The sequence below is a fragment of the Variovorax sp. BGA-UO-ETr-C22 genome (assembly GCF_059567965.1).
This window is the reverse complement of the sequence record NZ_JCAQPA010000006.1, coordinates 47618-59762: the sequence shown is the minus strand read 5'-3', so window position 1 is coordinate 59762 and position 12145 is coordinate 47618. Positions and strand designations below refer to the sequence as shown.

Below are 12145 nucleotides of genomic sequence, written 5' to 3'. Positions count from 1 at the left end.
AAGAAGCGGAGAAGCCAGATAGGAGGCCCTGCCCGCCCGAAGGTTCCGCGTCGGCGGTCGACGAAACGCGATCGTCCGCTCAGGCCCACGCTTCTTCGGCACCGATGCGAACCTGGCGGGTCGGCACCACCTGCTTGAGGCCGTACCCCGTGCGCTCGTCCCCTTCGGAGATCAGCCGCATCATGGCCTCGCGCAGCGCGGGGCACACGCCTGTGCCTGCGTGCAGGTCACGAAAGAACCGCATCGTGGCGCCCGCCACCACCTCGGCCATCTGCACGCCGGCCGCTTCGTGCGATTGCCTGAAGTCGAGGGCGGCCACTTCTTCGAAACGGTGGTCGGACGGAGGCGTGCACAGCAGTTCCATCGCACGGTCCCGTCCTTCGGCGGCGACCTTCCCCTGACCCAGGATGCGCTGCACCTCGAAATTCTGGTCGTGCACCAGTCGGACATCGGCCAGGCAGTGCCGGTAGTAGAGGTGGATCCGGGCGTAGATGCGCATGAACGACGCCAGGTTCGGCAACGTCCAGGCCTGCGTCGACGACGTGTTGAGCTCGGGAGGCGGAAGAAACTCCAGCCAGGGCTGATGCTGGGCGCCACTCAGCGCGTGGTACTCCGTGTTCGCCGCTTCGACGATGCGACCGAACCCTTTGGCGACCTGCGCCGCGGCCTCTTCCTCCTCCTCGGTTTGCGTGGCCAGGTCGCGCAGGCTGGCAAACGATGCGTGAAGTGTCTCGGCCTCCGGCGTCAGGCAGGACGCGACGAAGCTGTCCAGCACATGCGCATCGGCATGGGCGTGCAGGAAATCCGCGACGGCGTTCCTGAGAAAGTCGAGCCGCATCGACTCGGGGTAGCCCAGGCAGGACGGCAGCAACTGGAACGACGTGATGCAGGTGCAGATGAAGTAGCGCTTGTCGACCAGCTCGACGAAAAGCGGTGCCCGCCGGTCGAGCAAGGCGTGGATCACGGCCGCGGAGAACTCCGGCCTGGATGCCAGCGATCGGGCACCGGGTTCGCCCGAGGGAATGCGGTGGCGATCGCGCAAGGCCTGGATGCGTTCGTCCCACTCCTCTTCGTCCTGCAGCCCGACGCCCGCCAACGCGAAGTAGGGTTGCCGCTTGAAGTCGTAGCCCGTGCCGCTGTCGACCATGTCGCCGCTGTGGCCGCTTTCGTCGATGTAGATGGTAGTCATGGTGCGGGGCGAACGCCTCGCGTCGGGTCTCCCTTCGCCCTCGCGAGACGGTGCGGGGCGTCGGCGGGACGAAGCGTCGTCAGTTCTCCGTCGATGCCGAGTAGATCGTTCAGGACGAAGCGCAGTTCGCGCAGAGGTGCTTTGTAGGACGCAGGAGGTGACATGCAAGAATGACGAGTGCGCGCGTTGGCCTTGGGTTGAAGTGAGGTTCGGGGCTCGCGGCCACCGGCTGCCTTGGGTTGGAAGAAGTCTAGGAAATCGACCGGGCAGGCATGTTCAGTTTTCGGGACGCGCCCCGAGGCCTTGATTTCCCTCTGCAACGAGGCCCTCCTCCTTGCGTGCGCCGTCCCGGTGTTCGCTTTTCAGCCATGACGACCGCCCTCAAACCCCGACGCAAGCCCTCCCAGTCACGCGCATGGATGACGTCCATCGCCATCCAGGACGCCTTCGTGCTCCTGCTGCTGGAAAAGGGTTATGAGAAGACGTCGATGCGCGACATCGCCAACGTGGCCGGCGTCAGCGTCGGCAGCGTCTACCAATACTTCCCCGGCAAGGAAGCGGTTGCGGCCATGACCGTGCGCACCTGGGTGCGCAAGCTCTCGACCGCGCTGTCCAGCGCGGTGGACGACGTCGTCCAGGCAGAAGGCCAACGCACGCTGCGCGAGATCACGCGTCTGCTGGCGCAGACCCAGGTGCACACGATGCTGGAGGGCGGCGGGCGTTGGCGGGTGCTGAGCTCCATCGAGCGCCGCGTCTCGCCGCAGCTCGTCTACAACCGCCTGTACCAGCACAACGTCAACCTCTTCGGCAAGGCACTGACGTGCGCGGTGGACTGGCCCGAAGGGCTGCACGATGCGCGCGTGGCCTTCGGCGCCTATACCGTCGTCGATGCGCTGGTGAAGCAGACGCTGCTGGTGAGCGCCGCCCTGCCGAGCGCGGACGTCATGGTTCAGGAGGTCCTGCTGGCATTGGACGGGTACCTGCAAGCCGTGCGCCAAAGCCACGCGCGCCAGGAATGAGCGCTGGCCCGAATATGCGAGTGGGGCTGCCCAAGCCGGTCAGTGCGGCCATGCTCATGCAGGCCGTCTCCGAATTGATGAGTACAGACGTCACCTCGCAGTTCAATGCGACGACCACACCAAGGGTCGCGATGTCACCGCCACCATCCGCCATCGTCCCACAGGCCTGATTCCTCGATCGCCTGTCGCGCGAGCTTGTGCTCGCGGGCGCTTTTCAATCCCACCATCAGCCGCCTCAGAGGGCCGGGCTGACGCAGGAGACTCTGGATGTCACCGTGCGCCAGCGCTGGCATCTGAAACATGGCCAGGCTTTCGAGCGCCGGTGCAGAGGCCGCCCACCTCAGGTCCTTCAGCCCCACGTTGTTGAGGACGATCAGCGCCAGATCCTCGAGCGCAGCCAACGAGGGCAAGCTGGCAAGGTGTGGCTGATCTTGCGCGGTCAACCTTTGCAGCGTCTCCAGTTGGCTGACGACTGACAGGTCCGACAAATCCTTGATCCGCAGCAGTGCCAGGTGTCTCAGGGCGTTCAGGCCCGCAAGCGTGTCCAGGTTCTGCGCGCTTCCGAATCCCAGTTGAAGCGTATGCAGGTGGGGCAGATGCCGCAGAAAGACCAGGTTCGACAGAGGCATCCCCATGAGGGACACCTCATTCAAGGTCGACAGCTTTCCAATCACCTCGAGGCCTCGCGTGTGGCCGGCAACAACGAGTCGTCTCAGATGGGAAAAGCGCTCCAGCCCGAAAAGATCGGTCTTCTTCGTTTTCGTCTTGCCGATTCGGAGTCTTTGCAGGTCCGTGGGCACTGCGTTCAACACATCCAGTGATTCTGCTTCGTACACATCAAAGACGAACTCCTTCAGCTTCGGCAAGGCCTCTACGGCATGCGCATTGCTGATCCGAGTGAGGCAGTCAAGGCTCAACCTTTCGACATGGGGCATGAGCCTCAGGCAAGAAAGATCGCACACACGCGCGTAGCTTCCATACATCCGCCATGTGATGTCCGGCCGATGCCTGAAGAGATCTTCGTTCAGGATTTCCAGCATCGAAGGCGGCACCTCCTGTGCGGCGGAAAATTGCAGGATGGACACCTCGCCGTTTGCGGCCAGTTGCCGGACCTGTTCTCTTGTCCAATCAAGCTTCAGTTCGATGCGTTCCGACATGGGGTTGACGTTTTCAATGGATCAAAAGCCGGCGAATGACCGGCATGCTGCTGACGACGATTCAGCGCCGCACTGACCGCCCGCGCCCGATGCCGTAGTACGCGATGCCGGCGGCTTCGACTTCGGAGGCGTCGTAGAGGTTGCGGCCGTCGAAGATCGCGGGCGCCGTCAATGTGCGGGCGATGTGCGCCAGATCGGGGCGGAGGAATACGGGCCATTCGGTCACGAGCGCCAGCACGTCGGCACCCTGCAAGGCGTCTTCGGGCGTGTCGCACCAGCGCACATCGGCGCGCTCGCCGACGATGGCGCGCGCATTCGGCATCGCCGCCGGGTCGTGCACCTGCACGTGCGCGCCCGCCGCCCACAGGCGCTCCAGCAGCACGAGGCTCGGCGCATCGCGCATGTCGTCGGTGTCGGGCTTGAAGGCCAGGCCCCAGAGGGCGATGGTCTTGTTCGCGATGCGGCCTTCGAAGTGGTGCGTCATCAGGTCGAAGAGGCGCCCCTTCTGCTCATGGTTCGCGGTCTCGACGGCCGCGAGGATGCGCAGCGGCTGCCCCTCGCGATCGGCCGCATGCCGCAGCGCCCGCACGTCCTTCGCCAGGCACGAGCCGCCATAGCCCGCGCCAGCTTGCAGGAAGTCGGGGCCGATGCGCCGGTCCGAGCCGATGCCGCGGCGCACCATCTCGATGTCGGCGCCCGCATGCTCGGCCACGCGCGCCATCTCGTTCATGAAGCTGATGCGGGTCGCGAGCATCGCGTTGGCGGCGTACTTGGTGAGCTCGGCGGAGCGCCGGTCCATCACCAGCAGCTGCTTCGCCGGGTCGCGCACGAAGGGTTCGTAGAGCCGTGTCAGCAGGTCGATGGCCGCGGGGTCGGTCGCACCAATCACCACGCGGTCGGGCTGCCGGCAATCGCGCACGGCCGAGCCTTCGCGCAGGAACTCGGGGTTCACGGCCACCGTGATCCGATGGGCCGCACCGCGCTGCGAAAGCGCCGCGCGCAGCACGGCCTCGACCTGCTCAGCGGTGCCGACCGGTGCGGTGGACTTGCAGACGACCACGGCGTCGCGGTCCCGGTGCTGCCCGATGCTGCGGGCCACGGCCATCACATGTCGCAGGTCGACGTCGCCTTGCGCGTCGGCCGGCGTGTTGACCACGATGAAGAGCATGTCGCCATGCAGGCTCGCCGCGTGCTCGTCGGCTGTGAAGCGCAACCGCCCTGCCGCAAGGCCTTGTGACACCAGCGCCTCCAGCCCCGGCTCGTGCAGCGGCATCCGCCCCTGCTGCAGCCCCTCGATGCGGCCGGCATCGGCATCCGCGCACAGCACCTCATGCCCCGCTTCGGCCATGCAGGCGGCGAAGCTGAGGCCCACATAACCGGCGCCGAAGATGGCGAGCTTCATGCGCAAGCCCCTCCCTTCAGGCACTGGCAGCGGCGGCGGTTGTGAGATAAAAGCAGGATGCAAGCCTTCAAAACAATGTCCCGACAGGAAAATTCGATGATGCCCGATCACGTTGCCGCGCGTTGCGCGCTGGTCCTGGAGACCAACAACCTGCGCGGCGGAGCGGATGCCGAAGCCGCCACAAGCACCAGCCTGCAGCGCCTGATCGCCCTGTTGGCCAAACAGAAGCTGCCGCTCACGGCCCTGGCCCAGGTGGTCATCACGCACGACGGGCTGAGCGCCGCATCGTGCGAGGCCGTCACCGTGCTGGCGGGCCGCCCGATCGACTTCGTGCGCATCGACGCCGCCACCGGCTACTACGACGCCAAGAACGTCGGCTTCGCGGCCACCGATGCGGCGCGCTGCGACCACGTGGTGTTCGCCGATGCCGATTGCCTGCCCGACGACGACTGGCTGCTGCAGATGCTCACGCCCTTCACGCGCGGCGCCGATGCGCCCGCGGTGGTCGCCGGCCGCACGAGCTACGCGGCCAGCATCGTGGGCACCGCGCTCACGACCATCGACTTCATGTACTTTCCCAACGCCGACCACGCGGGCGCGACGAGCAACTTCTACGCGAACAACGTGGCCTTTCGCCGCGACGTGTTCGAGCAGCACAGCTACCAGGCGCTCGACGGCGTCTACCGCGCGCACTGCCAGGTGCTGGGCATGCGGCTGAAGGCGGCGAACGTGCCCATCCACTACGCGGCCGCGGCCCACACCGAACACCGCCTGCCCGACACGCGCGCCGAGGCGCTCAAGCTGCGCTGGATGCGCGGGCAGGACACCTATTCGCTCACGCCGCACCTCCTGCGCAGCTATGTGTCGGCGCGCTGGCAGTGGCTTGCGAAGAGCGGGCCGATCGGGCCGCTGTGCGTGCTGTTCACGCGGCTGGGCTTCAGCATGCGCGCGCTCAACCACCAGGACCTGCCGCCCCTGCGGGGCCTGCGCTGGCTCGCGGGCGTGGCGCTGATCGTGGGCTTCTCGGCCATCGACATGCTGGGCGCCTTCGCGCGCGGCATCGGCCTGCACACGACGGGCCGCACGAACGCGGACGCGCAGGCGCTTTCGTACCATCGCCCGACATGAACAAGAAAAACATCCTCGGCCTTCTGGTGCTGGCCGGTGCATGCACCGCGGCGGGCGCCGCCGACTTCACCGGGCGTGGCGTCTTCAACTTCAAGTCCGACAGCGGCTGCCCCTTCTCCGCGCTCGCGGGCCCCGCCAACGAGTGCAACCGCCTCGCCCTCGACGACGCCGACACGCGCGCCGCACTCGACAGCGCGGCGCACACCCTGCGCTTTGCGAACCCGCGCAGCTACGGCCAGAAGACCATCGTGGGCGACGTACTGCTGCAAGGCTCGGGCCAGTCGCGCCACAGTGGCCAGCGCGTGCCGCTGACCTTCCATGCGCTGCTGAGCCGCTCGGGCAATGGGTGGTCGGTGAGCAGCCATGCGCACTCGCCCGTCGGCGGCGAGTTCAGCGACATCCGCATCGACCCGTACCAGGTCGTGGTGATCGAGGGCGGCGCCGAGCGCGTGGTGCTCACGCCGGCGCAGATCGCCGAGACGCTCTCCAGGCCCTCGATCGCCGCGCGGCTCGCCAACGAATTCGTGCAGGTGCGGGACAACCGCAAAGGCGGCGCCACCGATGCGGACATCACTGTCGGGCTGGGGTTGAGCCGTGCCTCCAAGTCGGTGGCCCGCGCGCATTTCCACGCGCCTGCGGCCAAGGGCGGCGAGCTGTCCGAGGCGATGCGGCAAGGCGACTGGTCGCTCGAGCTGCAGGCGCTGAGCGGGCAGATTCCGCGCCAGGTGGTGCAGCGCGACCTGTTCCTCTATGGCCTCGAATCGCAGTCGCTGCTGCTGCCGCTGATGCAGCGCGGCTTCCACAAGAACGAGAAGCTGGTGCTCGGTGCCGCGGGCGGCAAGGGCTACGTGCGCTACGACGGCCAGCAGCGCGAGTTCGCCGGTGCCGATGCATCGGCGCGCGCCTTCCTCCAAGGCAGTTTCATCGGCCTCGTGCTCGGTTGGCAGCAACTGCAGCCGCAGACCCCGGTGACCAAAAAAACCGATGGACGCTGACACCGCCCCGGCGAACGCGGCGTTCGACTGCCTCGCACCGCCGCAATTGCGTGGCTGGCCGGCGCTGCAGGCCCGGCTGGTGCACCACATCAAGCGCGCCGCGTTGCGCCAGATGCATGCGAGCCGCGCCGGTGAAGTGATGTTGCTGCGCCTTTATCTGATCGGCGAGGAATCGTCCGAGCAGGCGCTGCAGCGCGAGCTGCGCACCAACGCGCCCGAGTGGCTCACGCGCCAGCTCGACCAGCACCTGGCCGACGAGCAACTGCATGCGCGGCTCTTCGCCGACGCCATCGTCGCGCGCGGCGGCACCGCGCAGGCGGCCGCATCACCGGAAGAGGCACCGCAGCCCGACTGGCTGAGCCAACGCAAGCTCGCGCGCTGGCAGCGCCTCATCCAGCGCCATGCACCGCACTTCGCGCACGGTGGCCTCGTGCCGGCGTATGCGATCGGCCTCGCCGCCGAGCAGATGGCCTCGCGCATCCTGCAGCGCCACTGCGCGCTGATCGGACCGCGGCACGCGCTGCACCCGTTGCTCACACGCGTGCTGGCCGACGAAGACCGCCACATCCGCCTGTGCAGCCACACGCTGCAGCGCTGCGTGGCGCCGCATGAGGAAGCACGGCTCGCGCAGCTGATGCGCGAGGTGCGCGACACCGAGCGCGGCTTCGGCATCACCGGCGCGCTGGGCATGTACCTCGCGGGCGTGGCCTTGCGCCTGCGCCCCGGCCGTGCGCGGCCGGTGGCGGCCTGAGTCCGTCGATGCCGCCGCGCATCGTCTACCTTGCGACGGCGGACGCGCGCGGCCACCTGATGCGCGCGCAGCTGCTCACGCATTCGCTGCGCGCCGCGGGCGCCAGCGTGCAGGTGCTCACCACCTCCGATGAAGGCGCGCGCTTTCTTGCCGGCTTCGGCATCGAGGCGCCGGTGCTCTCGCGCCACTACGCGGTGCAGTTCGACCGCGAGCAGAACATGCTGCGCCGCGAAACCGACCGCAACGTGGCGCACTACGTGTTCCGCCCGGAGCGCATGCTGCGCGACATCCTTCGGCTGCGCGCGTGGTTCCGCGATGCGGACCTGGTGGTGAACGACTCCTTCCACCCCGCGCTGCTGTTCATGGGCTGGATGCCGGTCTGGCGGCGCAAGGTGGTGCATGTGTACGGCGCGAGCCTGCGGCATGCGCTGCAGACCAACTTCAGCGGGCGCATGCCGGCGTGGATGGCGAACATCTTCGGCCGCATCGTCGCGTGGCAGATCGACCGCAGCCGCGCGCGCATCGCGCACGATTTCGCCTACGGCGAGCCGCAGGCCGACGGACGCGGCAGTCACCGACTCGCTACGCCGGTGGCCATCGTGGGCGCCGACACGGACTCGCACGACGACTTCGCGCCGCAGGCCGCCGTGTACCTCAACCCGCATTTCAAGGAAGCCGCACTGGCCGACGGCCTGGAGCGCGGGCTGGCCGAGGCGCGCACGCCGACGCATCTCGTCGGCGAAGGCTATGCGCAGCGCGCGGGCTGGCACGCGCAGGACGAGCACTGGATCGAGCGGGCCGCACGCAGCGCCTTCATCGTCTCCGCGCCCGGCATGGCGGCGCTGTCGGTCGCGGCGGTGTACCGCAAGCCGATCCTCCTGCTCCTGACCGACCAGCCCGAGCAGGCGATCAATGCGCAGCGCGCCGCGCAAATGGGCCTGCACCATCGCATCGTGGTGTGGCGAGGCCACACTGAGGACTTCGCGCGGGCCGTGACGACGGCTGCCCACGAACTGATCGCGCTGGCCGAGGACGGCAGCGGTCCACAAGCGGCGCAGGAAGGCCGCGCGGCCGCCATGGCCCGACTCCAGCACTGGACGGTGCTGCTCCACGGCCTCGCGGCTGCGCCGCCTGTTCGATGAATGAAGCACGGAGGCCGCCGCGCCCTTCGATGCAGAAACTCCTCGACGGAAAATTGCCGGGTTCAGGGACTCAATGTTCCCTGGATTCAACGGGGGACGAGGATCGACGTTGCTGTATCAGCATCGCCGTCATGCCGCCTGTGACGATGACCAGCCCGGCAATGGCTGTGGCGCTGGGCCGCTCGTCAAGGACCAGCAGGGCGAGCAGCGTCGCCGCGCCGGGAACGAGTGCAGCGAACGTGGCACCGACAGCTGCACCCAGAATCTGCACCGACTTGCTGAAAAAGAACAAGGCCACCGTGGAGACCATGACCCCCTGATAGAACGCCTGCACACCGATGTCGCCCAGCGGCGCTTGCAACAGGTGCAGCCCGCGCGTCGCGAGGTAGGCGGGCAGGTAGATGATCATCGAGAACACCGAAACGATGGCGGTGGCGTGCAGCGCCGATGCAGAGAACTGCTTGGACGAGACGGTGTAGATGGCCCACAGCAGCCCGCCCAGCAGGAAGATCAGGTAGGCCCACGGCGAGGAGCGGACGGCGCTGAAATTGTGGAAGCCGACCAACGCGACCCCGAGGATGATCAGCGCAATGCCCGCCGTCTCCCTGCGCGAGAGCCTGGCGCCGAGTCCCCAGGCGCTGATGAGCGCGGAGAACAGGATCATGCTGCCAGGCGTGACCACGGCGAACTGCTCCACCGGCGCCATGCCGAGGCCGAAGGCGACCACCAGCATGTAGGGCGCGCCAATGCCGGCGGTCATGAGCGCGATGGCGGTCCAGCTCAGCCCCATGAGACCTCGTCGTACGAGAAACGGCAGCAGCATCACGCCCGAGACCGTGTACCGGATGCAGGTGATGTCGTAGACGTCCAAGGCCGTGTGAGTCAGCCCGAAGCGAGTCACGACCGGAAAGGCGCCCCAGATCAGGGCCGAAGCGAGTCCGAACAGCACACCCACCCATCGACGATCGATGCCGAGTTGGGAAACTGGCGGTGAGGCAGAAAGCCGAGTCATCGATTGGGGTTCCTTCAGAACGATGGAAGTTTCTTGCCTGGCGCCGCGGTCATCGCCTGCATGGCGGACGGATTATCATTGACAGTATTGTCAAGTTTGACGTCGTTGTCAAAAATAGAAAGCGCGAGGATTTCTCATGGCAGGAGTCAGGCAGTTCGATGAGGCCAAGGTGCTGGACGCCGTGCTGGACGTGTTCTGGCAAAAAGGCTGGCGGGCCACGTCCATGGCCGATCTGGCAGAGGCCGCCGATGTGCAGCGCGGTTCGCTCTATCACGCCTATGGCGGCAAGGAGGAACTGTTCTTGCTGGCCTTCGAGGCTTACGCCACCAGGTTTCTGGACAACGCGCGCACAGCCCTCGACAAACCGCGCGCAGAGGCGGCGTTGCGCGCCTTCTTCAAGGTCGCGATCGCCAACATGACGCAAGGCGTACCGCCTCGGGGTTGTCTCACCACGAAGACAGCAACGGAGGTCGATGGTGCAGGCCCACGCATCCAGGAACGGCTGCGTCAGTTGCTCGATGAGCTCCAGGGCGTCGTCTCAGCAGCCATGTCGAAGGGGGATATGTCGACACAGCTTTCGCTGTCCCCCAAGGAAACCGCGCAGGTTGTCATCACATTCACCCGAGGCCTGGCAGTGATGGAGCGGGTTTATCAGAACGCGCCGTCTCTGCATCGGATGGCCGACGCGGTGATCAAGGCCTTGGTTCCGAATGTGAAGCGCCGAACGAGCTGACGCCGTTGCACGGAGCCGCCGGGTGCAGGCGTCGACCGGAAAGGCTCAGCGGTTCGAGCATCGCCTGACTCCGCGCGAACAAACGGTCATGCGCTGGATGGCTGCCGGAAAGCGGCCGGCGGAAGCCTGCATCCAGCATGGGCCTTTCCGAACGCAACATCGAGAATCACCTGCGGCGTGTCCGCCGACGTTTGGGGGTCACGACGACAGCCGGAGCTGTACGCATGGCCATCCGATCCGGAGAGATCACTCCGTGAACTCCAGCCCCTCCGTCAGGCTTCGAGTGACCGCCACCGGCAGTTGCTCGACAGCCGAAGCCTGAAGGGGGAGGAAGGCGCGCTGCCGGCCATGCACTTGGCCCGCGAGGCGCTCACTGTCATCATCCGCTTCGCGGGCCCGGCGCCTTGGCGGCTGCGGCCATTCGGACACCCGAATGAGAGGAGTCAGCGATGGCAACCTACAGGAGCGCATTGCCGCAGCTCGGCGATGATTTCTTCATGACCGACGGCGGCATCGAGACCACCCTGATCTTTCTGGAGGGGCAGGAACTTCCCGACTTTGCCGCCTTTCACCTGCTCCGAACGCCGGAAGGCGAAAGAGTGCTGCGGAAGTATTTCCGGACCTACGCGGCGCTGGCCAGAAGCTTCGACGTCGGGCTGATTCTGGAAACGGCAACCTGGCGGTCCAATCCAGACTGGGGGAGCAGGCTGGGCTACGGCCCCGAGGAGCTCGCGGCGGTCAACCGGCAGCTGGTGGCTCTGCTGGAGGACGTCCGCGATGCCTACCAGACTCGCCGGACGCCGATCGTCATCAGCGGATGCCTCGGACCTCGCGGCGACGGCTATGTCCCGGACCGTGCCATGTCGGTGCGCGAAGCGCAGGACTACCATCGTGCGCAGGTCGAGACCTTCGCCGGCACCGCGGCCGACCTGGTGACCGCCATCACCATGAACTACGTCGAAGAGGCGTCGGGGATCGCGCTGGCAGCGAAGCAGGCGAACATTCCCGTCGTCATTTCCTTCACGGTGGAGACCGATGGCAGGCTGCCGACGGGGCAGTCCCTGGCGGATGCCATCCAGCAGGTGGACGGCGCCACCGCGGGTTATCCGGCCTACTTCATGATCAACTGCGCCCACCCCAGCCACTTCCAGCAGGTGGTGCATGGCGACGCGCCGTGGGCCGAGCGGATTCGCGGTCTGCGCGCGAACGCCTCCAGGATGAGCCATGCCGAGTTGAACGAGGCGCCCGAACTGGATGCGGGCGACCCGGTGGAGTTGGGGCAGGCCTATGCCGCGCTCAAGATGCACCGGTTGAAGCGCCTCAATGTCATGGGCGGCTGCTGCGGCACCGACGACCGCCACATCAAACAGCTTGCAATGGCCTGCCTGCCCTTGTTCCGGGGCGTGGTCTAGCCGTTCACTCAGGGTTTGCACCCGCCCGCCCATCCGGCGATTCAGACGGCCCCTGCGTCTGCGATCCGGATCGTCGGCCAGTCGCGCCACACGCCGATGCATCAAGCCTCGTGAAATCAGCGTAGGCGCGGGCTCAGCCCTCTCTTGACGCCGGGAGCCGTGTGCACAGCTACGTCCGCTTCGCAGCTCTCGCGGTGCATGTCCA

Annotated in this window: 12 protein-coding genes; 8 read left to right on the top strand and 4 right to left on the bottom strand. The window is 66.8% G+C overall.

The window, feature by feature from the left end; genetic code table 11:
• Window positions 1-79: 79 nt before the first annotated feature.
• Window positions 80-1189 (bottom strand): DUF3800 domain-containing protein, encoded by a 1110-nt coding sequence (locus AC57B8_RS01980; protein ID WP_496478494.1) that lies wholly within the window; start codon window positions 1187-1189, stop codon window positions 80-82.
• Window positions 1190-1608: 419 nt separating this feature from the next.
• On the opposite strand from AC57B8_RS01980, the gene AC57B8_RS01975 reads away from it, so the two are divergent.
• Window positions 1609-2208, top strand: a complete 600-nt coding sequence (locus AC57B8_RS01975) for a TetR/AcrR family transcriptional regulator (protein WP_496478493.1) — start codon at window positions 1609-1611, stop codon at window positions 2206-2208.
• Between the two features lie 134 nt (window positions 2209-2342).
• On the opposite strand, the gene AC57B8_RS01970 is transcribed toward AC57B8_RS01975, so the two are convergent.
• Both AC57B8_RS01970 and AC57B8_RS01965 read right to left on the bottom strand, forming a co-directional pair.
• The gene (locus AC57B8_RS01970) at window positions 2343-3365 is read right to left on the bottom strand and encodes a hypothetical protein (protein ID WP_496478492.1); all 1023 of its coding nucleotides are present in this window, start codon (window positions 3363-3365) and stop codon (window positions 2343-2345) included.
• 61 nt (window positions 3366-3426) lie between these two features.
• Window positions 3427-4767 carry a UDP-glucose dehydrogenase family protein gene (locus AC57B8_RS01965; protein ID WP_496478491.1) on the bottom strand — a complete coding sequence of 447 codons (1341 nt, stop codon included), beginning with the start codon at window positions 4765-4767 and terminating at the stop codon, window positions 3427-3429.
• Between the two features lie 96 nt (window positions 4768-4863).
• Between AC57B8_RS01965 and AC57B8_RS01960 the strand changes: the two genes are divergently transcribed.
• From AC57B8_RS01960 to AC57B8_RS01945, 4 genes are read left to right on the top strand one after another with little or no spacing between them, the layout of a single operon-like run.
• Window positions 4864-5895, top strand: a complete 1032-nt coding sequence (locus AC57B8_RS01960) for a glycosyltransferase family 2 protein (protein ID WP_496478490.1) — start codon at window positions 4864-4866, stop codon at window positions 5893-5895.
• Complete coding sequence (locus AC57B8_RS01955; protein WP_496478489.1) at window positions 5892-6890, top strand: hypothetical protein; 999 nt, start codon at window positions 5892-5894, stop codon at window positions 6888-6890. The genes AC57B8_RS01960 and AC57B8_RS01955 overlap by 4 nt, the downstream gene beginning before the upstream one ends.
• Window positions 6880-7641, top strand: a complete 762-nt coding sequence (locus AC57B8_RS01950) for a hypothetical protein (protein WP_493191902.1) — start codon at window positions 6880-6882, stop codon at window positions 7639-7641. The genes AC57B8_RS01955 and AC57B8_RS01950 overlap by 11 nt, the downstream gene beginning before the upstream one ends.
• Window positions 7642-7649: 8 nt before the next feature.
• A complete protein-coding gene (locus tag AC57B8_RS01945; RefSeq protein ID WP_496478488.1) occupies window positions 7650-8783 on the top strand; it encodes a glycosyltransferase family protein in 1134 nt (377 codons plus the stop codon).
• Window positions 8784-8853: 70 nt separating this feature from the next.
• Here the strand turns inward: AC57B8_RS01945 and AC57B8_RS01940 are convergent, their stop codons facing one another.
• Complete coding sequence (locus AC57B8_RS01940) at window positions 8854-9795, bottom strand: DMT family transporter (protein ID WP_496478487.1); 942 nt, start codon at window positions 9793-9795, stop codon at window positions 8854-8856.
• Between the two features lie 136 nt (window positions 9796-9931).
• Here AC57B8_RS01940 and AC57B8_RS01935 point away from each other — a divergent pair, with 136 nt between their 5' ends.
• From AC57B8_RS01935 to AC57B8_RS01925, 3 genes are all read left to right on the top strand, one after another.
• On the top strand, window positions 9932-10528 hold the full coding sequence (locus tag AC57B8_RS01935) for a TetR/AcrR family transcriptional regulator (RefSeq protein ID WP_496478486.1): 597 nt from the start codon (window positions 9932-9934) through the stop codon (window positions 10526-10528).
• Window positions 10529-10665: 137 nt separating this feature from the next.
• Window positions 10666-10785, top strand: coding sequence for a LuxR C-terminal-related transcriptional regulator (locus AC57B8_RS01930; protein ID WP_235926458.1), 120 nt, complete (start codon window positions 10666-10668; stop codon window positions 10783-10785).
• 192 nt (window positions 10786-10977) lie between these two features.
• Entirely contained in the window at window positions 10978-11940 is a 963-nt protein-coding gene (locus AC57B8_RS01925; RefSeq protein ID WP_496478485.1) for a homocysteine S-methyltransferase family protein, read from the top strand.
• Window positions 11941-12145: the final 205 nt, after the last annotated feature.

What these genes read in the sequence shown, in the direction of transcription:
- AC57B8_RS01935 (WP_496478486.1), top strand. Translation starts at nt 9,932, where the DNA reads ATGGCAGGAGTCAGGCAGTTCGATGAGGCCAAGGTGCTGGACGCCGTG.
- AC57B8_RS01945 (WP_496478488.1), top strand. Translation starts at nt 7,650, where the DNA reads ATGCCGCCGCGCATCGTCTACCTTGCGACGGCGGACGCGCGCGGCCAC.
- AC57B8_RS01980 (WP_496478494.1), bottom strand. Translation starts at nt 1,189, where the DNA reads ATGACTACCATCTACATCGACGAAAGCGGCCACAGCGGCGACATGGTC.
- AC57B8_RS01925 (WP_496478485.1), top strand. Translation starts at nt 10,978, where the DNA reads ATGGCAACCTACAGGAGCGCATTGCCGCAGCTCGGCGATGATTTCTTC.
- AC57B8_RS01930 (WP_235926458.1), top strand. Translation starts at nt 10,666, where the DNA reads ATGGGCCTTTCCGAACGCAACATCGAGAATCACCTGCGGCGTGTCCGC.
- AC57B8_RS01965 (WP_496478491.1), bottom strand. Translation starts at nt 4,767, where the DNA reads ATGAAGCTCGCCATCTTCGGCGCCGGTTATGTGGGCCTCAGCTTCGCC.
- AC57B8_RS01955 (WP_496478489.1), top strand. Translation starts at nt 5,892, where the DNA reads ATGAACAAGAAAAACATCCTCGGCCTTCTGGTGCTGGCCGGTGCATGC.
- AC57B8_RS01975 (WP_496478493.1), top strand. Translation starts at nt 1,609, where the DNA reads ATGACGTCCATCGCCATCCAGGACGCCTTCGTGCTCCTGCTGCTGGAA.
- AC57B8_RS01970 (WP_496478492.1), bottom strand. Translation starts at nt 3,365, where the DNA reads ATGTCGGAACGCATCGAACTGAAGCTTGATTGGACAAGAGAACAGGTC.
- AC57B8_RS01950 (WP_493191902.1), top strand. Translation starts at nt 6,880, where the DNA reads ATGGACGCTGACACCGCCCCGGCGAACGCGGCGTTCGACTGCCTCGCA.
- AC57B8_RS01940 (WP_496478487.1), bottom strand. Translation starts at nt 9,795, where the DNA reads ATGACTCGGCTTTCTGCCTCACCGCCAGTTTCCCAACTCGGCATCGAT.
- AC57B8_RS01960 (WP_496478490.1), top strand. Translation starts at nt 4,864, where the DNA reads ATGATGCCCGATCACGTTGCCGCGCGTTGCGCGCTGGTCCTGGAGACC.